The organism is Rhizobium sp. BK316, assembly GCF_014193695.1.
In the GTDB taxonomy this organism is placed as follows: domain Bacteria; phylum Pseudomonadota; class Alphaproteobacteria; order Rhizobiales; family Rhizobiaceae; genus Rhizobium.
In genome coordinates, this window is the sequence record NZ_JACHZR010000002.1 from 541,845 (window position 1) to 567,069 (window position 25,225).

The 25,225-nt window shown below is 60.6% G+C and carries 20 protein-coding genes; 11 read left to right on the forward strand and 9 right to left on the reverse strand.

The features are described from left to right. The first annotated feature begins 82 nt into the window (after positions 1-82). The 3 genes from FHT87_RS11225 (at position 83) to FHT87_RS11235 (ending at position 4,290) form a co-directional block, all read left to right on the forward strand. A complete protein-coding gene (locus FHT87_RS11225) occupies positions 83-1,519 on the forward strand; it encodes an FAD/NAD(P)-binding protein (RefSeq protein ID WP_183801843.1) in 1,437 nt (478 codons plus the stop codon). Positions 1,520-1,632: 113 nt separating this feature from the next. Then, complete coding sequence (locus FHT87_RS11230) at positions 1,633-2,526, forward strand: DMT family transporter (RefSeq protein ID WP_183801846.1); 894 nt, start codon at positions 1,633-1,635, stop codon at positions 2,524-2,526. 66 nt (positions 2,527-2,592) lie between these two features. Next, positions 2,593-4,290: a hypothetical protein gene (locus FHT87_RS11235; RefSeq protein WP_183801849.1), complete on the forward strand. Its 1,698-nt coding sequence runs from the start codon at positions 2,593-2,595 to the stop codon at positions 4,288-4,290. Position 4,291: 1 nt separating this feature from the next. Here FHT87_RS11235 and FHT87_RS11240 read toward each other — a convergent pair whose 3' ends face one another. The 4 genes from FHT87_RS11240 to FHT87_RS11255 all read right to left on the reverse strand — a co-directional run bounded on the left by FHT87_RS11240 (position 4,292) and on the right by FHT87_RS11255 (position 10,050). After that, positions 4,292-5,866, reverse strand: a complete 1,575-nt coding sequence (locus FHT87_RS11240; RefSeq protein WP_183728473.1) for a VOC family protein — start codon at positions 5,864-5,866, stop codon at positions 4,292-4,294. An 85-nt stretch (positions 5,867-5,951) separates the two neighbouring features. Continuing rightward, the gene (locus tag FHT87_RS11245; RefSeq protein WP_183801852.1) at positions 5,952-7,547 is read right to left on the reverse strand and encodes a response regulator; all 1,596 of its coding nucleotides are present in this window, start codon (positions 7,545-7,547) and stop codon (positions 5,952-5,954) included. A 3-nt stretch (positions 7,548-7,550) separates the two neighbouring features. Continuing rightward, the gene (locus FHT87_RS11250; RefSeq protein WP_183801855.1) at positions 7,551-7,976 is read right to left on the reverse strand and encodes a response regulator; all 426 of its coding nucleotides are present in this window, start codon (positions 7,974-7,976) and stop codon (positions 7,551-7,553) included. Further along, positions 7,963-10,050, reverse strand: coding sequence for a PAS domain-containing sensor histidine kinase (locus FHT87_RS11255; RefSeq protein ID WP_183802670.1), 2,088 nt, complete (start codon positions 10,048-10,050; stop codon positions 7,963-7,965). The genes FHT87_RS11250 and FHT87_RS11255 overlap by 14 nt, the downstream gene beginning before the upstream one ends. Before the next feature lie 258 nt (positions 10,051-10,308). On the opposite strand from FHT87_RS11255, the gene FHT87_RS11260 reads away from it, so the two are divergent. The 3 genes from FHT87_RS11260 to FHT87_RS11270 all read left to right on the forward strand — a co-directional run bounded on the left by FHT87_RS11260 (position 10,309) and on the right by FHT87_RS11270 (position 12,313). Continuing rightward, entirely contained in the window at positions 10,309-10,680 is a 372-nt protein-coding gene (locus tag FHT87_RS11260; RefSeq protein ID WP_183728482.1) for a response regulator, read from the forward strand. A gap of 460 nt (positions 10,681-11,140) precedes the next feature. Further along, positions 11,141-11,845: a helix-turn-helix transcriptional regulator gene (locus tag FHT87_RS11265; protein ID WP_183801858.1), complete on the forward strand. Its 705-nt coding sequence runs from the start codon at positions 11,141-11,143 to the stop codon at positions 11,843-11,845. A gap of 30 nt (positions 11,846-11,875) precedes the next feature. Then, positions 11,876-12,313: a response regulator gene (locus FHT87_RS11270; RefSeq protein ID WP_183729219.1), complete on the forward strand. Its 438-nt coding sequence runs from the start codon at positions 11,876-11,878 to the stop codon at positions 12,311-12,313. Between the two features lie 105 nt (positions 12,314-12,418). Here the strand turns inward: FHT87_RS11270 and FHT87_RS11275 are convergent, their stop codons facing one another. The 4 genes from FHT87_RS11275 to ybaL all read right to left on the reverse strand — a co-directional run bounded on the left by FHT87_RS11275 (position 12,419) and on the right by ybaL (position 18,134). After that, positions 12,419-13,135, reverse strand: coding sequence for a HAMP domain-containing sensor histidine kinase (locus tag FHT87_RS11275; RefSeq protein ID WP_183728488.1), 717 nt, complete (start codon positions 13,133-13,135; stop codon positions 12,419-12,421). A 93-nt stretch (positions 13,136-13,228) separates the two neighbouring features. Next, entirely contained in the window at positions 13,229-15,781 is a 2,553-nt protein-coding gene (secD, locus tag FHT87_RS11280; protein WP_183728491.1) for a protein translocase subunit SecD, read from the reverse strand. 94 nt (positions 15,782-15,875) lie between these two features. Continuing rightward, the gene (locus FHT87_RS11285; RefSeq protein ID WP_183801861.1) at positions 15,876-16,295 is read right to left on the reverse strand and encodes a hypothetical protein; all 420 of its coding nucleotides are present in this window, start codon (positions 16,293-16,295) and stop codon (positions 15,876-15,878) included. Positions 16,296-16,310: 15 nt separating this feature from the next. Then, positions 16,311-18,134, reverse strand: coding sequence for a YbaL family putative K(+) efflux transporter (gene ybaL, locus FHT87_RS11290; RefSeq protein ID WP_183728496.1), 1,824 nt, complete (start codon positions 18,132-18,134; stop codon positions 16,311-16,313). Between the two features lie 34 nt (positions 18,135-18,168). On the opposite strand from ybaL, the gene FHT87_RS11295 reads away from it, so the two are divergent. Next, positions 18,169-18,474 (forward strand): helix-turn-helix domain-containing protein, encoded by a 306-nt coding sequence (locus FHT87_RS11295; protein WP_183728498.1) that lies wholly within the window; start codon positions 18,169-18,171, stop codon positions 18,472-18,474. 6 nt (positions 18,475-18,480) lie between these two features. Here FHT87_RS11295 and FHT87_RS11300 read toward each other — a convergent pair whose 3' ends face one another. Then, the gene (locus FHT87_RS11300; protein ID WP_183728501.1) at positions 18,481-19,905 is read right to left on the reverse strand and encodes a glycosyltransferase family 39 protein; all 1,425 of its coding nucleotides are present in this window, start codon (positions 19,903-19,905) and stop codon (positions 18,481-18,483) included. Positions 19,906-20,556: 651 nt separating this feature from the next. On the opposite strand from FHT87_RS11300, the gene FHT87_RS11305 reads away from it, so the two are divergent. The 4 genes from FHT87_RS11305 (at position 20,557) to FHT87_RS11320 (ending at position 25,223) form a co-directional block, all read left to right on the forward strand. Then, positions 20,557-22,185, forward strand: coding sequence for a globin-coupled sensor protein (locus tag FHT87_RS11305; protein WP_183801864.1), 1,629 nt, complete (start codon positions 20,557-20,559; stop codon positions 22,183-22,185). A gap of 63 nt (positions 22,186-22,248) precedes the next feature. Continuing rightward, positions 22,249-22,545, forward strand: a complete 297-nt coding sequence (locus tag FHT87_RS11310) for an STAS domain-containing protein (protein WP_183728507.1) — start codon at positions 22,249-22,251, stop codon at positions 22,543-22,545. Further along, a complete protein-coding gene (gene cheY1, locus FHT87_RS11315) occupies positions 22,542-22,907 on the forward strand; it encodes a chemotaxis response regulator CheY1 (RefSeq protein ID WP_003570362.1) in 366 nt (121 codons plus the stop codon). Before FHT87_RS11310 ends, cheY1 begins: the two co-directional genes overlap by 4 nt. An 18-nt stretch (positions 22,908-22,925) precedes the next feature. Next, positions 22,926-25,223, forward strand: coding sequence for a chemotaxis protein CheA (locus tag FHT87_RS11320; protein WP_183728510.1), 2,298 nt, complete (start codon positions 22,926-22,928; stop codon positions 25,221-25,223). Positions 25,224-25,225: the final 2 nt, after the last annotated feature.

The following is a 25,225-nucleotide window of genomic DNA, read 5'->3' on the forward strand; positions in this document are numbered from 1 at the left end:
TTATAGACTATTGTGCCGGAGCATTGCATGGCCTTCATGCTCCACCTATGCTCCGGCATCGATTGAAATAACGCCGGCTGAGATGCAGTCCCAGATACAAACTCCGACCGAACAGAAATCCCAGCGGCCGCTCGTTGCCATCATCGGCGGCGGCGTTTCCGGGGCGGGTGTCGCCTATCATCTGCTGAAGCTTGCTGGCGAGGATGCACCCGATATCGTGGTCTTTGAGCCGCGTCCCATGCTGGGCCGCGGCCTTGCCTACGACACTGCCGATCCGGCGCACCGCATCAATGTGCCGGCCGCCAAGATGAGTCTGCAGCCCGATGATGTGGAAGAATTCCAGCGCTGGATCGAGGCGAACAATGCCGTGCGCGACGATCCCGAAGCCGCACGCGAGAACGGCCAGCTCTTCCCGCGCCGACGCGTATTCGGCGATTACGTCGGCTCGCTTCTCCAGCCCTTCCTGAAGTCGGGTGCCATTGGCCATCGCCGGGCGACGGTGACCGGCATCCACCGCCGAGGTAATGGCTGGGCGATCCTCGATGACAAGGGTGGGCTGACGGAGGCCGATATCGTCGCCATCGCCACCAGCCATCCGCCGCCGGTGGCGCCGGGCAGGCTGGCGGCCATTCTTGGAGAACACCCGCGCTTCATTGTCGACACCACGAAAGCGGGTGCGCTCGAAGTCGTGCGGCCGCATGACAGGGTTCTCGTCATCGGCAATGGGTTGACGGCGGCAGACGTGATCGCCTCCCTTGCACGAAACGGCCACGAAGGCCCGGTTACCGCAATTTCCCGCCGCGGCCTTCGCTCGCGCGGCCATGCTGCCGTCCCGCAGGAGGCGTTCGGTGATTTTATCTCCGAGCCGGCACTATCAGCCATCGCGCTGCTGCGCCTTATCCGCCAGACGATCCGCCAGGCGATCGAACGGGGCCAGAGTTGGCATGCCGTGATCGATCAGGTGCGCGGCCAGGGCCACGATCTCTGGCGTCGTTTGCCGGTTGCCGAACGGCGGCGGATCGTTCGGCATCTGCGGCCTTATTGGGATGTTCACCGCTTCCGCATTGCGCCGCAGGTGGAGGAAGTGCTCGATGCTGCAATCGAAGCCGGCAGGCTGGAAATCCTTGCGGCATCCGTCGCCGATGCGAAGGCAGAGGGTGAGGCGATCCGCATCACGCTCCAGCCGCGCCACGCACGTGAAAAATTGGAGAGGACGTTCGATGCCGTCCTCGTCACGACCGGTCCGGCGCATGGCGGCATTTTGCAGACGCAGCCCTGGCTCGGCGAACTCGCGCGAGAGGGCTATCTCGCCCTCGACCCGACCGGCCTCGGGCTTGCTTGCAGCGAGCGCTCCGAGGCTCTGGGACCGGAAGGCACGGTGATCTCGTCGCTGCTCATTTCAGGGCCGCTTGCACGCGGCACGTTCGGGGAACTGATGGGCTTGCCGCAGATAACGGAACATACAGTCTTCGTCGCACGCGAGATCGCTGAGAAGCTGAAAGCCGTATCCGCGGGATAATTCGCGAACAATTTCTGATCGATCTGTCGTTCTCTGACTGTCATCGGCGCGCGACTCCTGATAGTCGCAGCGTAGCGGCCTGACCGAAAGGTCGCGCAGAAAGCATCGAGATCATGTCGCAGGCCGCTTCCGCCGTTTCCGAAACTCCCTCTTCCAGCCGTCTCCCGCTTGTCGCCCTCATTATCGGCGGCGCGGCGATCGGCGGATCGCCGATCTTCGTGCGGCTTTCCGAAGTCGGGCCGATGGCGACGGCCTTCTGGCGTGTGGCGCTGGCGCTGATCCCGATCTTCATCTTTTCGCTTTTGCGCAAGGATACCGGCCCTAAACCCAAGAGCCTTGCCGATTACGGTCTGCTCATCCTGCCTGGCGCCGTGCTGGCGCTCGATCTGTCGGCCTGGCATCTGTCGATCACCATGACCTCGGTTGCTAACGCGACATTGCTCGCAAACCTTGCGCCCGTCTTCGTCACCGCCATCGGCTTTCTGTTCTTCGGGGCCAAAGTTACCCGCGTCTTCGTGCTCGGCCTCATCTTGGCATTGGCCGGCGTGGTCGTGCTGAAGGGCGGACCTGCCGCATTCGGCAATGGCGACCTGCGCGGCGATGGTGTCGCCATGATCGCCGCCTTCTTCTATGCCTGCTACATCCTGGCGATCGGCGCGCTGCGCAGCCGTTTCGATACGATCCGCATCATGCTGTGGAGCACCGCCTCTGCCGCAGTCGGCGTCTTCCCGCTCGCTTTCTTCTTCGAAGGCCACATGCTGCCGGCAAGCCTTTACGGCTGGTCGGTGGTATCAGGCCTGGCTTTTGTCAGCCATGCTGGCGGACAAGTGGCGATTGCCTATGCGCTTGCCTATCTGCCAGCGGCCTTCTCCTCGCTGACATTGCTTCTCCAGCCGGTCGTGGCGGCCATTCTCGCCTGGGCTCTGCTCAACGAGCACATCACGGTAATGCAAGCCCTGGGCGGCTTGATCGTTCTCGCCGGCATCATGATCGCAAGGCGAGGGTGATCCCGCTTAAAGGAAGCTTGACCATTTGGCTGCTAGACCTGTTCCGGAGTTCGGACAGGATTGGCTATGGCGAACCTCGATCAGATATTTTCAGCTGAAGTCCACGGAATGGAAAAGCCGCAGGACGTCGTTGTCCGGCAGGCGTCGACCGCGCCTCTGGTCTTCTTCATGGTCCTTGTCGCCATCCTTGTCGGCCTCTTCAAATTTCCGCCACTGCTCGACTATGCGAACCATTATGCCCGCATGTGGTTGCTTGCTGGCGGCATAAAAGAAGCACCATTTCCCGAAATCTACATGATCGAGTGGAACCGCACCTTCACCAATGTCGGCATCGACCTGCTCGCCCGCTTCATCGGTCCCGTTATCGGCGTTGCGCTGCTCGCCCGTATCCTGCTGTTCCTGGCGATTGTCCTGCCTCCATCAGGCGCCATCGTGCTGCATCGTCGCCTGTTTGGCGGCAGCCACTATTGGCAGATCGGCATGCTCTACCTCGCCTGGTGCGCCACGCTGATCGGCGGTTTCATCAATTTCCAGATCGGCCTCGGCCTCGCATTGCTGTTTGCAACGGTGGATCACCGACTGCAGTCCGGTTCTGCGGCCAGGCTCTTCCTGTGGCGGGTGGCGGTTTCACTGCTGCTCACCCTCGTCCACTTATTTTCCGCGGGCTTCTTTCTTGCGATTATCTGCGGGCTGGAATTTTCCTGGCGCTTCGATGTGCTGAATTCACGCCAGGCCATGCTGCGCCTTATCGGCAAGCTCGCGGCGGCGATAATAGCCTGCTTGCTGTCACCAGCGGCGCTGGCGCTGACCGCTGCCGATCTTCCCGGAAGCCAGGCCGGTGATATCATGGCGACCTGGAACGACAGCCCGATACTGCTGATTTCCAATCTGCTCTCGGCCATCTGGACCTATGTTGCATTCGTCGACGCGATTTTTCTCGTGCCGATCCTGCTCGTTTGCAGCAGAGCGCTTACCGGGAAAAACCTGCGCGTCCACGCAGGTCTTGTGGTCACGGCTGCAGGCCTGCTTGCCCTGTCCATCCTTTCGCCGCTTCATGCCTTCGGCACGGGATGGATAAGCTGGCGCTTTCCCATCATGGCCGCTCTCGTCGGCATGGTGATGATCTGCCCCTTTCAAAAGATCGGCCGGCGGCGGGCCGTGATCCTGTTCCTTGTGCTGAATGTCGCTGTCTTCGGCCGGACCCTCTGGATCGGCTATAACTGGTGGCGAGGCCAGGCCGATGTTGCAAGCGTCGAGAAAGTACTGGAAGCCGTTCCCTCGGGCGCTGCGATCCTGCCGCTGCAGCACGAGTCTGCTCCTGGCGACATAAAGCCGGATCAGCGGCACTATGCATTCAGCCAGGATACGTTCCGGCATCTGCCGACATTGGCCGTTCCACTGGCGCATGCTTTTGTCCCGACGCTCTTCAGCGCGCAGGGCAAGCAGCCTCTTGCCGTCCGTCCATCCTGGTCAGATCGCTCGGTACCGGAAGGAAATCTCTTTTCGACCGGCGTGCTGTCCTGTCCAGGTCTGATGGCGGAAGCCGCCAGCTTCACGCCCTATCTGGTCGACTGGCGCAGCAAGTTCGATTTCATTCTGGTCGTCAACGCCGATGCCGTCGATCAGAATGTCGGCGACGTCATGCCAGCGGGTATCCGTCTTCTAAAAGACGCCGGTTTTGCAAGGCTTTACGGGATCGATCGTAACGCAACGCCGGTATTGGATGCCGTTCCGGCATCATGCCCAGATAGCTTCCACTGGTAGGCTATTGGGTTTCCTGCAGTTTGTTTTTCTGCAGCAGCCATTTTTGAATGATCGGCACGTCGGCATCGCCCAGATCGTGACCGCCTGGGATGATGTCGGAATCGACGGTCGCGCCCGACGTCTTCAGCCGCTCTTGCAGCTCGTTCGCATATTTGCCGTAAGCGTCCATCTTGCCGCTGATGACGAGCAGGTCCGTGCCTTTCAGGTCGGCATGCGGATAGGCGGTGAGCACCGGCATGGAACGTAGCAGCACGGCCTTGTGCACCAGGTTGGGGTGCAGGTAGAGCAGCGAATTCAGAAGATTCGCGCCGTTCGAGTAGCCGACATAGACGACCTTCTTCGGATCGAGACCATAGGATTTGACAGCGCCTTCGATGAAAGCGGCGAAAGCCTCGGCCTCGTTCTTGATGTCGTCCTGGTCGAAGGAGAAAGGCGTGATGCGCTTGTACCAGCGCGGGAACCCTTCCTCGGTCGCGCGGCCGCGCACACCGAGAAGGGTGGCGCGTGGAGCAACCTTGTTCAGCAGCGGCATCAGTGTCGTCTCGTTGCCGCCGGAGCCGTGCAGCAGCACGAAGACGCTGCCGTCCGGATCGGGCGGGGTATAGAAACGATGGACGAAGGGCAGATCGCGATAATTGATGCGCGGTTTGCCGGGCATGGAAAACTGCGGCAGCACGACCTTCAGATCACTGAGATTGGTGATCGAATCCTTCGGCGGGACGAAGAGCTTGGTTCCGAGTGTGGCCTTCGGCTCATCCACCATCATGCCCGGCTGGTTGGTGGCAAGCTCTATAAGCGTGCCGCCGGGCTCACGGGCATAGAGCGAGCGAAAGTATTTGCGATCGTGCAGATTGGTCGCCGAGGCGTTTTCGTTTTCAAGCGCCTTTTGAACGGCGAGCACGGCTTCGTCGTCATCTGCGCGGAAAGCCACGTGGTCGACCGTCCCGGTACCCGGCGCGCCGGACCAGAAGCCGCGCGCATCGCGCACGTCGATGACGTCTCCCGACTGCGAGACGAGGCGGTCGATCGTGCCGCGATTTGCCTGGAACCTGTAGCCGAAATGGCTTTCGATGAAATGACGGCTCTCGGCTGGCCTTTCGGTCAGCAGGGTCGCGCCGCGCACGCGCTGCGCGGCATGCTCGACCGGCACATCGCCGCCATCCCAGGCAGCCGGCGATTTCAGATCCTTGGCGCCGGCAAGCTTGACGATGACATTGTCAGGATCCTTCAGCCGCAGCACCGGCTCGCCGAACTCGTCCGCAGGGCCTTCCGAGCGGAAGCCGAAGCGCATGGCACGCGTCAGCCAGTAACCGATACTGGTCGGATCGATCGCCAGCGACACCTCGTTGATCTGGCCGTAGCCGGCGCGGCCTGGTGCGCCGTCCTCCCAGACGAGAAAGGTGACGAGTGAGCCCGGAGTGCCCTCGGCATCGCCATAGAAGAGATGAAGCTGTGTGGCGTCTTCGAAACCGGCCGTTTGTTTGACGAGCCGCATGCCGAGGAATCCGGCGTAGAAATCCACATTCGCCTGCACCTTGCGGGTGATCAGCGTGATATGGTGTATGCCTGAAGCCATGGATGAAAGCCCGAATTGAAAAGAGGCCAGGAGCGAGAGTATGAGGGTCGTTGCTAGCGTCATGCCGTTGCCAATGGCCTTTTCCCTAATTTTGTTCCGCAAAAAGCACAAGTGCATCACCGCGCGGCAGGAGCTCCAGCGTGTCGACCTCCTCCAATGCTTCTTCGAGTTGCTGCACCGTCGGCGGCTTGATCATATAGGCGAGCGCGCCAAGCTCTTTTGCCCGTTGCATGTCGCCTTCGTCGCTTGACGTGCTGAGCACGCAGACCGGAATCCGGCTCAGCCGCTGATCGGCTGAGAGCGCGCTTAGCACTTCGAAACCATCCATGATCGGCATGTTGATGTCGAGCAGCATCAGGTCGATCTGCGGCTCGTCGGGAACGCTGGCGCGCCGCTCCAGAAGCTGCATCGCCTCTCGGCCGTTGGTTGCCACATGCAGGTTGAAGCTCACCTTCTCGCGCCGCATCAGCTTGATCTTCAGAAGCTGGATATCGGCCGGGCTGTCTTCCACCAGCAGCACTTCGGCGAGCCGGCCGCTTCCTTCGCCCGTATGGCCGGATGTTTTTACCGCCTGCGGCTGTTCACTGGAGACCGGCTGTTTGCCTGATATCTCCGCGAGCGGTACTTCGAGCAGGAACGTGGCACCTCTGCCGGTCTTAGCCTCGCACCAGATGGAGCCGCCGTGCAGCTGTGCGATGCGCCGGCAGATCGCAAGCCCGAGCCCCGTGCCTTCGATGCCGCGGCCGACGAGACGCTTGAACGGTTGGAAGATCAGCTCACGATGATCGGGGGCGATGCCCGGTCCATTGTCGCCGACAGTCAGGCGGCATGTCCCCCTGTCTGCCATGGCCGAAATGCGCACTTCCGGAACCGTATCCCCACAATAGCGGATCGCGTTGGACACGAGGTTTTGCAAAAGCTGGATGAGCAGCGTCGCATCGCCCATCACCTCCGGCAATCGGCCGCGGATAATGATCGCCTGTCGGCTTTCGATCTGTTGATGCAGATTGTGCTCCACCTGATCGAGCACGGCCGACAGCGAAACCGGCTTGAGCTCGAGCTCGCTCGAAACCTCCAGCCTCGTGAAGCCCGACACCTTGACGATCAGGTCTTCCATATGATCGGCGGCGCTCAGGATATAATCGAGCAGCTCGCGGTCTTCGCTCGGCAGTTCGGCTGAGCCGTGCAGGATGCGGCTGAAGGATTTGATCGTTCGCAGCGGCTCCTTGAGATCGTGTGCCATCGCGCGGGTGAAGATCTCCAGCGATTGCCGTTTCTGCTCCAGTTTTGCCTCCAGCGCGCCATGCATGAGGGCGTTCTGGATGCAGCGATGCAGCGTCTCGGGTGACAACGAATCCTTGGTGAGGTAGTCACGCGCGCCGCCCTTCATAACCTCGACTGCGACAGTCTCGTTGCCCTGGCCGGTCAGCATTACGACATTGGTGGCGGCATCTTGGGCGAGGATCTCAGAGAGCACGCCAAGGCCGTCGCGGCCGGGAAGCGAATAGTCGAGCAAGATACAGTGAGGGCGCCTCTGGCTGATGAGGGTAAGACCCTCATCACCACTCTCGGCCTCGATGACGGTATAGTTCGTGCCGGAAACGCGCCCCAGCATGCGGCGATAGGCTTCCCGGTCGTCTATGCTGTCATCGATGATCAGAACGCTGCAGTCTTCCGCCAAACGTCAGTCCTCTAAAGGCAGGATCGCGATTTCGAACCAGTATTCCTTGAGCCGCTGGATGGCGGCAAACAGCCCGTCGAGATCGACCGGCTTCTGTACATATGTATTGGCGCCGAGCGCATAGCAGCCTTCGACGTCGCGCTCGTCGTCCGATGTCGTGAGGATCACGACCGGGATTTTGCGCCAATGCGCGTTGGACTTGATCGCCTCCAGCGTCTTGCGCCCGTCGAGGCCCGGCATGTTGAGGTCGAGCAGGATGAGGCCGGGTTTCGACGCCATGGTTGCGAGTATATTGAGGGCTTCCTGGCCGGAAGCGGCCCGGCGGATGGGGTTGCGCAGATTGGTGCGCTTGAAGGCGCGCATCGTCGCTTCGAAATCGTCCTCGCTGTCCTCGACGATGAGGATCGGTTGCGTGTCACGCTGCTGCATTCTGCCCCTCACGCTTCCTTCCCAGAGTGAAATAGAATGTCGTGCCGGCGCCGACTTCGGATTCCAGCCATATCTCGCCATTGTGACGCCCGATGATCTTGCGCACGAAAGTGAGCCCGGCGCCGGTGCCGTCGTCGGAATCCTGCGATTTTTCGAGCCGTTTGAAAATGCGGAAAATATCCTCGTAGAATTCTTGGGGTATGCCTTTGCCGTTGTCTTTCACATAGAACACATTGCGCGCCGTCGTCCCATCCTTGCCGGCATAATGTTCCAGATAGCCGATGCTGACGAGCGGCAAGGACTTGTCGTTATATTTGACGGCATTTGTGATGAGGTTGCGAAACACCTCGGTCAGGCGTGGGGCATCGCAGATGACTTCCGGCAGCACGCCGTCGATGACGACTTTCGCATGCCGCTCCTCCAGAAGAAGCTCCATGGTGGACACGACATCGCGGACGATCGAGCCGATATCGGTTCGCTTGACGGCGAGTTGCTGGCGGCCGATTCGCGAAAAATAGAGAAGATCGTTGACGAGCTTTTCCATGCGCTGGCTGAGGCGAACCAGCCGATTGAGCCGGCGCACGCCGTCTTCGTCGAGCTTGTCTTCATAATCTTCCAGCAAGAAACGGGAATGATTGTGCAGGCCGCGCAGCGGCTCCTTGAGATCGTGCGAGGCAATATAAGCAAACTCGTCGAGATCGTGATTGGAGCGTTCGAGATCGGCCGTGTATTCTTCGAGCTGTGCAAGTGTCGTCTTCATCCGCTCTTCCTGCCGCACGCGCTCGCTGATGTCGCGCACGATGCCGACGAAGGTCTTGCCTGAGCCGGCAACGACGGCGCTGACCGAGAGGTCGATAGGGAAGACCACACCGTTCTTGCGCCGGCCGGAGACCATGCGCGTCGTGCCGATGATGCGTTCCTCGCCAGTGCGCCGATAATTGCCGAGATAGGCGTCATGTTCGGAATGATAGGGTTCCGGCATCAGCATCTTGATGTTGTTGCCGATTGCCTCCAGCGGTGTGTAGCCGAACATGGTCTCGGCGGCGGGATTGAAGCTCGTGATCTGCCCCGCCTCGTCGATGGCGATCACTGCATCAGGCGTATTGCGTACCAGCGCGCTGAAGCGGATGCGCTCGGTCTCAAGATGCTGGCTATTGCGCATGAAATAGAAAACGAAAATGGCAACCAGCCAGAGCGTCGCTGACGTGATCGAGCGGTTGGTGGCCTCCCGCCAATATTCGTCCTGTGAATGGTTGACGGCAAAGAAGCCGAGCAGGATCAGGACAGTGCAGACGAAAGCGAAGAAGATCGGGGCGTTGCGATTGCCAAACCAGAGCGCTGTCAGTACGAGCGGGACATAGAGAATGCCGTTTGCCACGCCGAGCGGCGTATAGAGATCGACGATGAGGCCGGTAAAACAGATCGTTGCCGGTATCCACAGGGGGATTTGCGCCCTGTTGGTCGGCAACATCCACCAGGATCTGGCCAGAAGCCCGCAGCCGAAAGCCACCAGGCCGATAGCCGTATGCAGCGCCATCGCGGCATAGGGACCCCAGCGATACCCCTGTTCGGCATCGGTGATGTATCCGGCAAGCGCGATCATGCCGAGCGTGATCGCGATATAGCTGGTGAGTTCCTGTACGAGCTGACCGCGCGACTCCCTCTCATAGAGAGCAAAAAGAATGGAGAGATTTGATATCAGGAAGATCAACGCCGTGTTCGGCCCCATGCCGCCGCCGATTTGTTCGACGAAGCTTGGAGAGATGAGAAACTGCGTCAGGAACACATCGACATTGTGAATCGTGCGGCCGAGCGTGATGATCTCCGTCAGGCGCACCGCGGGAAGAAGAGCCGCAAGACTGCAGGCAATGACGGGCACGAAGCGGTAGCGCTTGCCTGTCCCCATCGACGTGGCAAGCCCGATACCCGACAGCACGAAACAGATGGCGGTATTGAACGCCATGGACGGAAAGCCCGGCATGATCGAGATGATGATCTCGGCCTCCAGCAGCCACCCGGTCAGCGCGGTCAGACCGAGCAGGACCAGCAGGCAGCCGATGACGAGCGCGACCATGCGGTAACGTCCGCTTTCGGTCCCGTCCCATCCTGATATAGCGGTATCCCGCACGTGCACCACCTCCTTGTCATGTCCTTCCTGGCAAGCCATCTTTTCCGAAATAGCCGAATACTCAATAGGCAGATTGTTGCGCGAAACGCGCTTATTCGACAGCAAATCCCTGAAGGCCGATATCGAATTTTAGTGAAGTGGCGTTAATGTCCCAACGAAGGACAGTGCAGGACGAGCGAAACAATATCCGGATTGTGGTGTCAGATGCCGACCTTGTTTTACGTTGACGATAGCAGGGATGACCTCTTCTATCTCGACTATATCCGAAAGAAACAGCAAGTGGATGTTGATCTATTCTGCTTTTCCACCGCGCAGGCTGCATTCGAGGCGCTTGAGGGGCGTCTGGAAGCAGGTGAAGGCGTGCCGGATATATTGGTCGCCGATCTCTACATGCCGCTCGACAGCGGCAGCGGACTGATCGCGCGACTGCGGCGGGACGGCCGCTTTTCAGCCATGCAGCTCGGCATCTGCAGCGGTTCGGATGCGGTGGAGGACCGTGAACGGGCGCTTGCTGCCGGTGCCGATTTCTATCTTGAGAAGCCACTGGATCTTGTCGGAATTGTCAGCAATCTATGATTGCGGCAAGGGTGCCTTGACTGCATGCACGGCGCGTCATGTGAATGCAAGAAAGCGCAATTGACAAGCCTGACAGTGCATTTCAAGATGCAACCGAAGAGAAGAAAACCAAAAAGCGCTAAGAGAGCCGCCCGATCCGTGTTCGCCGCCACGAACGTCAGCCAACCCCTTAGCTGAATGGGCCGACCGGCTCTCCGCGCTTACTTCTGGCACTGTCTTCCGCATCCATGGATGTTGAATACGGAAAGATTAGGACCCCTAGGTAAGAGCACTATTCGCGTAAACTGTCCTGTGCATCACCTGTAGTTGAGATGTTTCCGCCTGACATATCGAAAAGCCCCTGTTTTCGTCGTCGGTCATCAACTGTCTCGCAATTTTTGTAACCGTTCGCGTTTAGGACGTATATCCCAAGATTTCGGGACCGGCGGACTGATAATTGGGGGAAGGAGGAAGAGTGGGAATGACCAGTGCTGCCGCAGTTCCTTTTCATGCTGGTCCGGAACTTAGCCGGGCCATCAATCGCACGGATTTTTTTCGCCTGCTGAAGGCGGCCGCACAGCATTACAATTTCGATAATTTTACCCTGGCGCGCATCTCGGAAGCTGCAGCTCCCTTCGGAGCGCGCGAGGTTGTGATTACCAATGTCGCCGAACGGCGCATGAGCCTCTTTGTCAAGACCCTCAAGGAAGCGCTCGGAACTGCCAAGGCGCGGACGGCTCAGTTTTTGACGACGCCGGTTCACGGGAAAAGTGCTGTAATAGAAGGCTATCCGTCGGACCTCGTCTTAAATGAATTCAGCGGCAGCACATTCCTTTTCATCCCGCTGTTCACGCCAGAGGGGCGTCGTTACTGTCTGGTGCTCAGTGGCCAGCGCCAGGAGCCAGACCAGGGCGAGGTGGCGGATGTCCTGCTCGACGCCATGCGCATCTTCGATAAGCTGTATGAGGAAATCCTGACGCAGGAAATGTCCGGTCGGCTCACGCAGCGCGAAACCGAAATCGTCAAATGGACGAGCGAGGGCAAGACCTCCGCGGAGATCGCCATCATCCTCGGCCTTTCGGAACATACGGTCAATTCGCATATCACCGCTGCAGTCCGGAAACTTGGGGCCGTCAACCGCGTTCATATGGTGGCGATTGCGCTGCGAAACGGTCTGGTTTCATGAGCCGGTTTCATGTCGGGGAAAGATGAAGCGATGAGTGCGGAAGCAACGCGCAGGAATGCAGTGAAGGTATTGTTCGTCGATGACGAGTTCATCGAATTCCGTTCGCTCAAGAAAAAGATCGCAGATCTCTCCGAACCGCGTGTCGATGTCGAATATTCCCAATCGATCGGCGATGCGCTCGACAAGGTGAAGGCCAGCCGCTTCGACCTCATCCTTCTCGACAACCGTCTGCTGCCGAATGCAGACTTTCGCGAGACCGTGCCCGAGCTCAGGGGCATCGGCTATACCGGTCCGATCGGTGTCATCTCGACCGATATATCAGGCAATTATTTCCAGGAATTCCCAGATTACGGCGTCGACTTCCGCATCGGCAAGGATGAGATCGACGTGCAGACCCTGCAGCACATCATCCGCGAATACGTGACCTATGACGTGCCGGATTTCTGGAAGGACGATTACAGCGCCTGACGCGCGTCCCGCAAAAGTGTGCAGCGGTTTTGCGATCACGACATGCGTAAGACCAAGAGTTAAAGCGTGGTACGCGAACCTGAAAGATTGCGGCACGCTTTATCCTCAGGTCGGCAGACGGATCGCAAAGCGGCTGCCGCTCTCATCGGAATGATCTAGCCTGATATCACCGCCGAGCGCGCCGAGCAGTTCGCGGGTGGTCGTCAGACCCAGCCCCGCTCCGGGTACGCTGCCGGCCTTCGGCAGCTTCCAGAACGCATCGAAGATCTTCTCCTGATAGGCCGGCTCGATGCCGCAGCCGTTATCGGAAATGATGATACGCCAGTCCGCACTTTCCCGTGCTGCCGTCACGGTGACATGCGGCGCTGTGGCGCCCTGATAAGTCAGGGCATTGGAGAAGAGGTGCTTCAGAACAATGGTCAGAAGTGCGGCATCGCTGCGGATAACGGGTAGATTGTCCGCAGCAAGTGTCGCGCCGTTGGCGGGAAATTCCTCGAGCACCTGCTTCCAGGCATCCCGCGCAATATCGGTGAGGTGGACGTCGCCGATAGCGATCTGCGGACCCGTTCCCGCCAGGCTCATCAATGCCTTGGTGAGCCGCTGTGCCGTCTGGGCCTTATCGATGATCGCCCTGAGGCTCTGCAGCTGTTCGCTGTCCAGCATCGGTTCCAGATCGTCGAGCAGCATTTCCGCATACATGGCGATATGGCGGAGCGGCGATTGCAGGTCGTGCGAGGCAGTCGCGAGGAAGCGCTTGATACGCTCCTCCGGATTCACGGTGGAACCGGTTTCCGGCTTTTTCGCCGTCGGCTTGGAAGACATTTGGCGGTGCTCCCGATCTCTTTGAACCAAACATAGAAAGAGGGCGCCGGCTGTGCAACCGGCGCCCTCTCCAAGTCCACGTATGTCGACCTTTTAGCCTGCCGTCTTGCGCGGCTGGCCTGCGTCCGGCGGAATGATTTCGACGGCTGCGTCGTTGGAAGCCGCAACCGCCTTGGCATGGCGGCGGCGCCAGTCGCCGAGGAAGAGCAGGATCGGCGCCGCAATGAAGACCGAGGATGCAGCGGCGACGAGAATGCCGAAGACCATCGGTATCGCGAAGCTTTCAACCGCGCTGCCGCCCCAGATCGCCATCGGCAACAGGGCAAGGAAGGCCGTCGCGTTGGTGTAGAGGCTTCGTGCCAACGTCTCGTTGATCGATTTGTCGATGATCTCACGCAGCGGCATCGACTTGTAGAGGCGCATGTTCTCACGCATGCGGTCGTAAACGACCACCTTGTCGTTCACCGAGTAGCCGACCAGCGTCAGGATCGCCGCGATTGCCGTCAGGTTGAAGTCCAGCCCCGTCAGCGCGAAGAAGCCGATCGCCTTGGTCACATCGAGTATGAGGGTGACGATGGCGCCGACTGCGAACGGCCATTCGAAGCGGTACCAGATGTAGAACAGCATCGCCAGGCTGGCGATGACGACCGACAGGATGCCGGCCCAGGCAAGCTCGCCACTGACCTTCGGGCCGATGACGTCGGTGCCGGTGACGGTCGCTGACGGGTCGATCTTGACGATCTCAGCCTTGAGCTTGGTGACGGCTGCCGTCTGGGCTTCTTCGCCACCGTCCTGGCGCTGCGCGCGCACCAGCATGGTGTTGTTGTCGCCGAAGGACTGCAGCGCCACTTCGCCGAGGCCGAGGCCATTCAGACCCTCGCGGAAGCGGCCGAGATCGGCAGCGTCCTGTGTCTTCACCGACATCTGGATACCACCGCGGAAGTCGACGCCGTAGTTGAGGCCCGGATAAATGAAGAGGGCGATCGAAGCGATCGACAGCAGCGCGGAAACGGTAACGCCGAAGAACCGCGCCTTCATGAACTCGATATGCTTGTCGTAGGGGCTGAAGAAGGGGAACAGCGGCTTGATGTTGATCGTCTTCAGCTTACGGCGGCGGGTGATCTCGATCATCGTGACGCGCACGAAGGCGACCGAGGTGAACATCGAGATGATCAGGCCGAGCGCCATGGTCACCGCAAAGCCGCGAACCGGGCCGGAGCCGAACCAGAACAGGATGGCCGCAGCGATCAGCGCCGTCATGTTGCCGTCGATGATAGTCGAGTAGGCGCGGCGGAAGCCGGTGTCGATGGCCGCAAAGGCGCTCTTGCCCTTGCGCGTCTCTTCACGGATGCGTTCGTTGATCAGGACGTTCGCGTCGACCGCGAGGCCGATGCCGAGCACGACGCCGGCGATGCCGGGCAGGGTCAATGTCGCGCCGACAAGCGTCAGCGCCGAGAAGGTCAGGATCGTGTGGATGAGAAGCGCAGTGTTCGCGAGGATGCCCCATGCACCGTAGAGCACGAAGATGAAGCCGGCGACGAGCACGAAGCCGACGATACCGGCATAGAGGCCCATGCGGATCGCATCCGCTCCGAGGTCGGCGCCGACGGTGCGCTCTTCGATCACGGTCAGCTTGGCGGGCAGGGCGCCGGCACGCAGCATGGCCGCCAGCGTGTTGGCGCTGTCGGTGGTGAAGTTGCCGGAGATCTGGCCCGAACCACCGGTGATCGGCTCGCGGATGACAGGTGCGCTCAGCACTTTGTCGTCAAGCACGATCGCGAAGGGATTGCCGACGTTCTGGCGGGTGATATCAGCAAAGCGGGTCGCACCGGCGCTGTCGAAGCGGAAGGTGACGACCGGCTGCTGGCTTTGGTCGAAGCTGACGCGGGCATCCGAGAGGCGGTCGCCGGAAATCTCGACGCGATCGAGAACCGGATAGGAGTTGCCTTCGTCATCCTTCATGATCGTCACACCCGGACCGGCCTGGCCGTTCGGGGCGAGCATGTGGAAGGACATTTTGGCAGTAGAGCCGAGAAGTTCGCGAAGGCGGGACGGATCCTGGGCGCCCGGAAGCTGCACGAGAATGCGGTTGGCGCCGATGCGCTGGATCGTCGGCTCGGCAACGCCGACCTGGTCGACGCGCTGGCGGATGACTTCAAGGCTCTGCGCGACCGCATTGTCGACATTGGTTGCAATACCGGCCGGCGAGAAGCCGATAGTGATATTGCCGCCGTCGGCCGTGACCGCAAGGTCGGATTGGCCGGCACTGATGCCGCTGGAGATCACGTTGCCAAGGGTGCGAAGCTGGGTGACGGCCGCATCGCTCTGCGACGGGTCGGCGAGCGAGACAACGATGTTGTTGTTGTTGCGGACGACAGATTTCGGCTGGATATTCTTTTCACGCAATACGCGGCGTGCGTCCTGCAGGAGCGAATTCAGGCGCTCCTTGGTGAGGTCGGCTTCGTCCACCTCAAGCACGAGATGCGAGCCGCCACGAAGGTCGAGGCCAAGGGAGACCTGGCTGTGCGGCAGCCAGGAGGGGATACGCTGCAGCACGCTCTGCGGCAGCGCGTTCGGCAGGGCGATCAACAGGCCGAGCACGATGATCACCGTATAGGTGAACACCAGCCATGGTGAATTGCGCATGTTTTAAGTCCTTGGATAACGCTTGGGCCGGCGCAACCGCGCTGCGGCATGTCTACATGTCTATTGGATCAGAAGCGCCCGAAGGCGACGTGATTCAGGCAACCTGCGGCGGTGCTCGGGGCTGGTGAGCCCCGGCCACGACAGGGCGCAGCGGGGCCTCGAATTCAGGGGCCGGAGCGGCTTGGCGCCAGTTGGCGAATTGCAGTGCGGGTGCGGCATTCAGCGATGCCGGGCCGGCATCGTGGAGCTGCTGCTTCGGCGCCACCTTGCGGTCGCTGATCAGCAGGCCGCGAATGGCATCGCGCGCAGTCACCTGCGTCTGCTGCGAATCCCGGCTGGAGGAAGACAGGCTGTTCGGCGCCGATGAAGGGCCGATGACGATATTGCCACCGAAGAGCAGGCCAAGATAGGCGACGATCGCAACGACGACGGAAGCGGCAATACGGCTTGCCAGACGGCGCTCTTCCAGCACCGTCTCCCCTGTCTCTGCGATTTCACTCCCAAATCGGCTCAAAGGCGCGGCAATCTCTCATTCTCTTTCAGGCGGAGGCTCCACCGACGGCACGATTGTACCAGCCGAAGGTCCGTCTTCATAGGGTCCACTGTCATGATGCACTTGAGCGAGCCGGTCAACCATGCCAAGCGCAATTTCCCGCTCGCCCATGATCACAGTGTCGGCGCCGTATTGCCGCAGTTCGTCCACCTCAGCGTCGGAATGGGCACGTGCGACGATCAGGATCGATGGATTGATGGTGCGGCCCTGCTCGGCGATGCGACAGGCTTCGAAAGCGTTCGGAATGGCGATGACGAGGCTGCGCGCGCCGGCGAGATTGGCGAGGTCGAGCGTTTCGCGGACGACAGCATTGCCCGAGAGCACTTCGGTACCCTGGCTCCGCAGTTCGGTAATGCGCTTGTCGGAATCCTCGATGACGAGGAAAGGCGTGCCCGATGACTTGAGATTCTGGCCGACAATGCTACCGACGCGGCCATAACCGACGAGGATCGCATGGCCGCTGAGAGCGGTCGGATGGACGTGGTCCGTATCGGCCTGTTCCTCTGTATGCGTGAGCCCGGTATCGGCTGCCGGAGCAACTGCTTCCGGCGCCGGCTCTTCGTGCTTGGATCGTTCCAGCAATGGCCGCATACGGTCGCACACGAAGAAGAGCAGCGGGTTGAGAATGATCGAGATGATTGCGCCGGCAAGGATCAGGTCGCGCCCTTCCGCCGGCAACAGACCGAGTTCGACGCCGAGCGCGGCAAGGATGAAGGAGAATTCACCGATCTGCCCGAGACTCGCCGAAATCGTCAGCGCCGTGCTGACCGGCTTTTTGAAAAGAAGGACGATCAGGAAGGCGGCGACCGATTTGCCGATAATGATGATGAAGATGGTCGCCAGAACCGGCAGAGGCCGTTCGATCAGGATATTCGGATCGAAGAGCATGCCGACGGAAACGAAGAAGAGTACGGCGAAAGCATCGCGAAGCGGCAGGCTTTCCTGGGCGGCGCGGTGGCTGAGTTCGCTTTCGGAGAGAACCATGCCGGCAAAGAAGGCACCGAGCGCCAGCGACACGCCGAAAAGCTTGGACGCTCCGAAGGCGACGCCGAGCGCGATTGCCAGCACGCCGAGACGGAAGAGTTCGCGCGAACCGGTATGAGCGATGCGGTGCATGGTCCAGGGGATGAGCTTGCGGCCGAAGACCAGCATCAGGGCGACGAACAGAGCCACTTTGACCAGTGTCATGGCGATAATGCCGCCGACGCCGAGATCGAGGCCGAAAAGCCGGTTGAGGCCCGCGGAGAGAGGCTCGACCGGGCCATGACCATCGCCGGTGATGCTGGCGGCTGCCGGGATGAGAACCAGCGCGAGCACCATGGCAAGGTCTTCGACGATCAGCCATCCGACGGCGATACGCCCACGCTCTGTCTCGATGAGACGCCGCTCCTGCAGGGCTTTCAGGAGCACGACCGTCGAGGCGACTGAAAGCGCTAGGCCGAACACGAGGCTGCCGCCCGTCGGCCACCCCATGAAAGCGCCAAGACCCCAGCCGAGCAGTGTGGCAAAGCCGATCTGCACAACCGCACCCGGCACCGCGATGCCGCGCACGGAAAGCAGGTCCTTGAGGGAGAAATGCAGGCCGACGCCGAACATAAGCAGGATGACGCCGATTTCCGCAAGCTCAGGCGCAAGGCTCTGATCTGCAACGAAACCCGGCGTATGCGGACCAACGAGAACGCCTGCGACGAGATATCCGACGAGAGGAGGCAGGCGCAGGCGATTGGCGATCGCGCCCAGGATAAATGCCAGCACGAGGCCGCCGACGATCGTCGAAATCAAAGGCGTATCGTGGGGCATCGCTCTCTCCCGGTCTGGAAATCCTGTTCAAGACATGACATATATGATCTATATTGACCAATATGGGTGGTTTGAAATTATGGGTCAAGGCGCAAAAGAAACAATTCTGACGCCCGCTTTGTGCCGCGCGGCTCGTGGTCTGCTTGATTGGACGCAAGCGGATCTCGCCGAGAAGGCTGCCGTCTCCCGTAGCACGATACGCGACTATGAAGGCCGTCACCACGAAATCCATCGTGCGACGGACGCGCAGCTACGCCGTGCCTTCGAGGAGGGCGGCGTAAAATTTATCGAAATAGAAGGCGGCGGAACCGGCCTCTGCCTGCCCGGTCCCGTGAATTAAGCCGCCTTAGGGCTGCATCAGGCAGGCCGTACCGACCTTATAGACATAGATCGTATCGCCCCTATAGTTGCCTTTTTCCGGCTGCCAGGTTTTCAGCATTTCCGGCGTTTCGTTCGCGCAACTCAGCGGCTTGGAGGTCAGGAACAGAACCTGCCCCGCGGTATCGGCCGGGAGCGCAAATTCCTGTTCGTAATAGCTGTCCGGCAGGCCGGCCGGCGGGCGGGCATAGATCTTGTAGGGTGCGGCTCTCAGCGTGTGGAAGAGATCGGCGACCATGTCCCTGTTGTCGGTGACGATGATGCCGGCTCCGGCCTGTGCGGCAAGATCGGCAGCCGCACGGCTTACCTCGGCACGGCCGAGATAGCGCTCCATCACCTCTTTGCCGTTCGGCAGCACCAGCTGGTGCGAGAAAATCGTCGCGAAGGGGAAGAGCAGGCAGGCGACACCATTGATCCAGAGCGAGGTTCTGAGACCCTTCGGCCACAGGCGGTCAAGCAGCCAGACAGCCAGCACGATGCCCGCCACATAGGCCGTGACGGCCCAATTGGCATAGGCCTTGGCAACGGTCGCCTGCAGGGTAATGAGCAACACGACCGGAATCGACAGCCAGACGAGTATCTTCTCGCGTGGCTCGCTCCGGCCGCGGATCATGTTCCAGACGGCCCAGAGCATGGCGAAGAAGACGATCGGGCCGACGACGCCGAACTGCGCGGAAAAGAATTCCAGGCCACCGCGAAGATCGATGCCGAGATCGCTCCAGTGGGCGATATCCTGCGTGTGGCGCACCGTCGTATTATTGTTCTGAAGGTTCCACCAGAGGTTCGGGAAGGCGACAATCGCCGAAGTAACAACCGCGATGATGAAATCGCGCACGGAAATCCGCGCCGCCGGAATGAGCAGCATCGCGATCGCACCGCCCGGCACGAGGAAGAGCACGGCATATTTCGTGAGGAAAGCCAGCCCGACGCCGAGACCCATCAGAAGAGCCAGTCCGATCGAGCGGCGCTGCGTCAGTTCGAAATAGACAGCGAGCGCAACGGCGATGAAGAAGAGCAGAATGACGTCGGTGGAGAAGAACACCGAAGAAAGCGCAACCGCCGGCAGCGTGATATAGGTCGCGCCGACCCAGCCTTCGATCTCAGGTCCGATGAAGCGCTTCGCCATCTTCATCAGCACCAGTGCGGTCGCCATGTGGAAGAGGGGACCGGGAAGCCGCAGCCAGTAGATGTCGCTGGAGCCGGCAAGCTCGGTGAAAATCCTGAGCACCCACGCGATCATCGGCGGCTTGGAATAATAGCCGAAATCGAGATTCTGCGACCAGAACCAGTATTGCGCCTCATCGACGAACAGGTCCGTCGTATCGAAATGCAGCGTCACGATGCGGAAGATCGTAAACGCCATGATGATGATGAGGCCGGTCCGAGCTGACATAAATTGCTGACTTCCGCTGACACAGGAGCGCGTGTCGATACACCAACGGTACCGGACTGCCAACGGGAAAGGTAAACGGAGGCTTGAGGCGCGGTGGCCTCTCAGAAGACGCGAAGCGTGCGGTTGTCGCGATGTGCAGAGATCACATCGAGGAGGGCAACGGCTGCGGCGATCGTGATGGCGATCAGGCAGGAACCCATTCCGAGAACTATCATTTCTCTTTCCTTGTTGACGTCATGTCAGGCTCTATAAAACGGGTCTATAACATAGAGCTTGCGCGTGCCTTGTAGCAGCGATGCAACTCCCCGCCAGTATTTACTATGTGAAGTCTGCCTAATTGTTTCAAAACCTATCGGCAGGAATGGGTTATTAACCTTCAAGCAAGGAATTAACCATAAACATTGGGTTACACGTCGGAATGGGAAGATGCACTCGTTCCCACCAGGCATGACGCCGTCCCGCCGTACCGGTTGATCCGGTATCCATCTCTTCAGGCCGCTCCGAAACAGAATTGCTGATCAGGAGGCTTTAGCCCATCGGTCGTGACCGATGGCGAAGACCGTCCCTGCGTCTTGCATTCTTCGGAAGCGTCAAAAGTTTTTGGCCGGGCTTCGCCCGGAAAGTGGTTGGGGACAGGCGTTGAGGCAGGATATGCCATCAGATCAGGCTCGGGGGACACAGGCAGGCAGCCTGCGCGACCGCCTGCGTTTTGCCGGCCTCGATCCAGACCAGTGCGAGATGGTCCGCCGCAACCGGCCGGCTCTCGAAGCCTATCTGAAGGCGGGCCTGCGCGATCTTTTCCATCGTTTCCAGTCCTTTCCGGATGCCGCCCGTAATTTCGAAAGCGAACGCCAGATTGAGCGGCTGCACGACCTGCAATCCTCGCACTGGGATGTGCTGACGGATGCGCGTTTCGACAGCCTCTATGCGGAGCGGGTCAAGGTTCTCTCCGACACCGAAAGCAAGATCGGCCTTGACCCCCGCTGGCACGTGGCCGGACACGGGGTCATGCTGGAACACGTGATTTCAGGTCTGGCCGATGAGCTGGCCGGCCGCCCGGTACTGCCGTCGGCCAAGCGGCGTGCTCGCGAGATCACCGACCTGATGACCTCAATCATCCGCATCGTCATGGTCGACGTGGAAATCGCCGTCTCGCTGCGCTTTAATGCGCTGCGTTCCACGCAGCAGCGCGCACTCGCCGATCAGCGTGCCGAAGGCGAGGTTGAAGTCGCCCGCATCTTCAGCGATGTCATCGAAGGCCTGTCGGCCCGCGACTTGACGCCGCGCGCACCGGTCGATGGCGCTCACACCGAAATCGCCGCCGCGCTGAACGCAGCGCTCGACAATCTTCAGACGGAATTTGCCGCGATTGCCGAACGCAATGCGAAGGCAGAGGCCGCAACGCAATCGCTCGCCGGCGCATCCCGCAGCTTCGCCGGCAATGCTTCCGGTCAGGCCCGGCGCCTGCAGCTTTCCGCCGCCACCCTTGCCGGCATCGCCGAGCGGGTCCGCGAGGGTGCAGCCGGCAGCCGTGCTGCCGAACAGGCCGCGGCCGCCACGCGTGCGGCCGTCGAGGAAAGCGGCGAGGTCGTCGGCCGCGCCATCAGCGCCATGGCTGATATCGAACAGTCTGCGGAGAAGATCGGCCAGATCATCGGCGCGATCGACGAGATTGCCTTCCAGACGAACCTGCTTGCTTTGAACGCTGGCATCGAAGCCGCCCGCGCCGGCGAATCCGGTCGCGGCTTCGCCGTCGTGGCCCAGGAAGTGCGGGCGCTCGCCCAGCGCTCCGCCGAAGCCGCCCGTGAAATCAAGACGCTGGTGACCACCACTAAGACGCAGGTGGATGCCGGCGTACAGATGGTCGGCCGTACGCAGGATTCGATTGCCAGCATCGTCCGCCAGGTAACCGACATCAACGCCGCAATCGCGGGCATCGCGGGCGAGACGGGCGAACACGCCGCCGGTCTCGAAGCCGTGACCGCAGACGTTAAGGGCCTTGGCAGCGAAGTGGCCGACAACGCCGGATTTGCGGAGCGTTCGGCTGAGGGCGCCGATCATCTCCATACGGTCATTCTGGAACTCGGCCAGACGATCCGCGAATTCCGCATCGCGCGGGAAAATGCCTACGCAACCTGGCCTCAGCAGGTGCGTGTTTCCGCCTCCCGGACGGTTGCAATCGCAACTCGTCCGGAAGCGGTCGAAGACGACTACGAAAATGACGATTTCAGCATGCCTCAGCCTCTCGCAAGTGCCGGAGGTGGGCGGAATGTTTACTAACCTATCGGATTATGACGTCGGCTCGCTTTCGCGGGTCGGGGACAAGGGGACAAGGAAAAGCTGATGGCAGCAAAGAAGAGTGCCAAGATGCTGGAGTTGCCAGCGGTTCTTGATCTCAATGAGGCTTCCGCATTGCGCGACAAGCTTCTCTCGATGCGAGGAAACCCTCTGGCGATCGATGCTTCAGCAGTCGAACGCGTCGGCGCTCTTTGCGCCCAGGTTCTGATGGCCGCCGAGAAGACCTGGGACCAGGACAAGCAGTCGATCACCTTCTCGAAAGTGTCCGACGCATTTCAAAAAACCATGCAGCTGGTTGGCGTCGATATCGACCATCTGCTTGCCAAGGAGATCCGGCAATGAAGAAAAAAGTACTGACGGTGGACGATTCCCGCACCATCCGAAACATGCTTCTCGTAACGCTGAACAATGCGGGTTTCGAGACGATCCAGGCTGAAGACGGTGTTGAAGGCCTCGAGGTTCTCGAGGAATCCAATCCCGACGTCATCGTCACCGACATCAACATGCCGCGCCTCGACGGTTTCGGCTTCATCGAAGGTGTGCGCCGCAACGAGAAGTACCGTGCGATTCCGATCCTGGTGCTGACGACCGAAAGCGATGCGGAAAAGAAGAACCGCGCCCGCCAGGCCGGTGCCACCGGCTGGATCGTCAAGCCCTTCGACCCCGCCAAGCTGATCGATGCCATCGAGCGTGTAACCGCTTAAAGCCCAGGATTTGCTCCTATGGATATGAACGAAATCAAAGAGATCTTTTTCCAGGAGTGCGAGGAACAGCTCGCTGAGCTGGAATCCGGTCTCCTGAAAATGAATGATGGCGATCGCGATCCGGAAACCGTCAATGCGGTATTCCGCGCGGTGCATTCGATCAAGGGCGGTGCCGGCGCCTTTGGCTTGGATGACCTCGTCGCCTTCGCCCACGTCTTTGAGACCACTCTTGATTGCGTTCGTTCCAACAAGCTAGAGCCTACCCAGGACGTCCTGAAGGTCATGCTGAAGTCGGCTGACGTGCTCGCCGACCTGACCAATGCTGCCCGCGACGGCGGCAGTGTCGACGAAAGCAGAAGCCGCGGCCTCGTCAAGGAACTGGAAGCGCTCGCCAATGGTGAGCTGCCGTCTCCCTCTGCAATCTCCGAGGCGCCCGCGCCGAAGCCGGCACCGAAGGCCGCTCCCGCTGCGGTTGCCGCAGCCCCGGCTCCCAAGCCGACCGACGACAGCGGCTTCCAACCGATCCCCTTCTCCTTCGATGATTTCGGCGGCGAAGAGAAGCCGGTCGATCTGCCGGCTTACGAGATCACTTTCAAGCCGCGCTTCGAGCTCTATTCGAAGGGCAACGACGCCACTCTCCTGCTGCGCGATCTCTCCCGCCTCGGTGAGATGAGCATTTATTGCAACACCGACGCCCTGCCGGGCCTCGACGAGCTCGATCCGGAAGGCGCCTATTTCTTCTGGAACATCACGATCAAGACGGACAAGGGCGAAGACGCCATCCGCTCGGTCTTCGAATTCGCCGAATGGGATTGCGATCTGACCGTGAAGCCGGCAGAGGACAGCAAGCCGGGCGAGACCAATGAAGAACTGCCGATGATCCCGGTTCCGTTCGATCTCTCGATCCTGGACGATGGCGGTGCCGCCGAAGTGCCTGCCGCTGCCGAGACCAAGGCTGGCGACACAGCTGCTGCCGTTGCCGCCGCTGAAACGGCGACCAATGTCACGCAGATGGCTGCTGCCGCTGCCCGCGTCGAAAAGAAGGAATCGGCCGCCGCCGCTGCCGCTGCAGCGGCAAGTGCCGCAGCCCAGAACAATGCTGCCAGCGCCGGCCAGACGATCCGCGTCGATCTCGATCGCGTCGACCGCCTGATCAACCTCGTCGGCGAGCTTGTCATCAACCAGGCGATGCTCTCCCAGAGCGTCATCGAAAATGATACGACCGGCACCTCGTCGATCAATATGGGTCTCGAAGAGCTGCAGCAGCTCACCCGCGAGATCCAGGACTCGGTTATGGCGATCCGTGCCCAGCCCGTGAAGCCGGTCTTCCAGCGCATGTCGCGTATCGTTCGCGAAATCGCTGACATGACCGGCAAGTCGATCCGCCTGATCACCGAAGGTGAAAACACCGAAGTGGACAAGACGGTCATCGACAAGCTGGCCGAACCGCTGACCCACATGATCCGCAACGCCGTCGACCACGGTATCGAAACGCCTGAAAAGCGTGCCGCCGCCGGCAAGAACACCGAAGGTACGGTCCGCCTCACGGCTAAACATCGTTCGGGTCGCATCCTGATCGAGCTTGCCGACGATGGCGCCGGCATCAACCGCGAGAAGGTCCGCCAGAAGGCGATCCAGAATGACCTCATCCCGGCCGACGCCAATCTCTCGGACGAGGAAATCGACAACCTGATCTTCCTTCCGGGCTTCTCCACGGCAGACAAGATCTCCGACATCTCCGGCCGTGGTGTCGGCATGGACGTCGTCAAGCGCTCTATCCAGGCGCTCGGCGGCCGCATCAACATCACGTCGAGGCCGGGCCAGGGCTCGGTCTTCACGATGAGCCTGCCGCTGACGCTCGCCGTTCTCGATGGCATGGTGGTCACGGTCGCCGGCCAGACGCTGGTCGTGCCGCTGACGGCCATCGTCGAAACGCTGCAGCCGGAAGCCGCCGCGATCCACTCCTTCGGTGCGAACCATCGCCTGATCTCGATCCGCAACAGCTTCTGCCCGCTGGTCGATGTCGGTCGCATCCTGAACTTCCGTGCCACCCAGGCCAATCCGGTCGAAGGTGTCGCACTTCTCGTCGAATCCGAAGGCGGCGGTCAGCGTGCGCTCATGGTCGATGCGATCCAGGGCCAGCGTCAGGTCGTCATCAAGAGCCTCGAGGCGAACTACACCCACGTTCCGGGTATCGCCGCAGCGACCATCCTCGGCGACGGCCGCGTGGCGCTCATCCTTGACGTGGACGCGGTCGTCGGCGCCTCGCGCGGTCAGTCCCTCAAGGCGGAAATGTCTTTGGCGGCAGCAGGGTAAAG

What these genes read in the sequence shown, in the direction of transcription:
- FHT87_RS11225 (WP_183801843.1), top strand. Translation starts at nt 83, where the DNA reads ATGCAGTCCCAGATACAAACTCCGACCGAACAGAAATCCCAGCGGCCG.
- FHT87_RS11230 (WP_183801846.1), top strand. Translation starts at nt 1,633, where the DNA reads ATGTCGCAGGCCGCTTCCGCCGTTTCCGAAACTCCCTCTTCCAGCCGT.
- FHT87_RS11235 (WP_183801849.1), top strand. Translation starts at nt 2,593, where the DNA reads ATGGCGAACCTCGATCAGATATTTTCAGCTGAAGTCCACGGAATGGAA.
- FHT87_RS11240 (WP_183728473.1), bottom strand. Translation starts at nt 5,866, where the DNA reads ATGGCTTCAGGCATACACCATATCACGCTGATCACCCGCAAGGTGCAG.
- FHT87_RS11250 (WP_183801855.1), bottom strand. Translation starts at nt 7,976, where the DNA reads ATGCAGCAGCGTGACACGCAACCGATCCTCATCGTCGAGGACAGCGAG.
- FHT87_RS11255 (WP_183802670.1), bottom strand. Translation starts at nt 10,050, where the DNA reads ATGGTCGCGCTCGTCATCGGCTGCCTGCTGGTCCTGCTCGGTCTGACC.
- FHT87_RS11260 (WP_183728482.1), top strand. Translation starts at nt 10,309, where the DNA reads ATGCCGACCTTGTTTTACGTTGACGATAGCAGGGATGACCTCTTCTAT.
- FHT87_RS11265 (WP_183801858.1), top strand. Translation starts at nt 11,141, where the DNA reads ATGACCAGTGCTGCCGCAGTTCCTTTTCATGCTGGTCCGGAACTTAGC.
- FHT87_RS11270 (WP_183729219.1), top strand. Translation starts at nt 11,876, where the DNA reads ATGAGTGCGGAAGCAACGCGCAGGAATGCAGTGAAGGTATTGTTCGTC.
- FHT87_RS11275 (WP_183728488.1), bottom strand. Translation starts at nt 13,135, where the DNA reads ATGTCTTCCAAGCCGACGGCGAAAAAGCCGGAAACCGGTTCCACCGTG.
- secD (WP_183728491.1), bottom strand. Translation starts at nt 15,781, where the DNA reads ATGCGCAATTCACCATGGCTGGTGTTCACCTATACGGTGATCATCGTG.
- ybaL (WP_183728496.1), bottom strand. Translation starts at nt 18,134, where the DNA reads ATGCCCCACGATACGCCTTTGATTTCGACGATCGTCGGCGGCCTCGTG.
- FHT87_RS11295 (WP_183728498.1), top strand. Translation starts at nt 18,169, where the DNA reads ATGACATATATGATCTATATTGACCAATATGGGTGGTTTGAAATTATG.
- FHT87_RS11300 (WP_183728501.1), bottom strand. Translation starts at nt 19,905, where the DNA reads ATGTCAGCTCGGACCGGCCTCATCATCATCATGGCGTTTACGATCTTC.
- FHT87_RS11305 (WP_183801864.1), top strand. Translation starts at nt 20,557, where the DNA reads ATGCCATCAGATCAGGCTCGGGGGACACAGGCAGGCAGCCTGCGCGAC.
- FHT87_RS11310 (WP_183728507.1), top strand. Translation starts at nt 22,249, where the DNA reads ATGGCAGCAAAGAAGAGTGCCAAGATGCTGGAGTTGCCAGCGGTTCTT.
- cheY1 (WP_003570362.1), top strand. Translation starts at nt 22,542, where the DNA reads ATGAAGAAAAAAGTACTGACGGTGGACGATTCCCGCACCATCCGAAAC.
- FHT87_RS11320 (WP_183728510.1), top strand. Translation starts at nt 22,926, where the DNA reads ATGGATATGAACGAAATCAAAGAGATCTTTTTCCAGGAGTGCGAGGAA.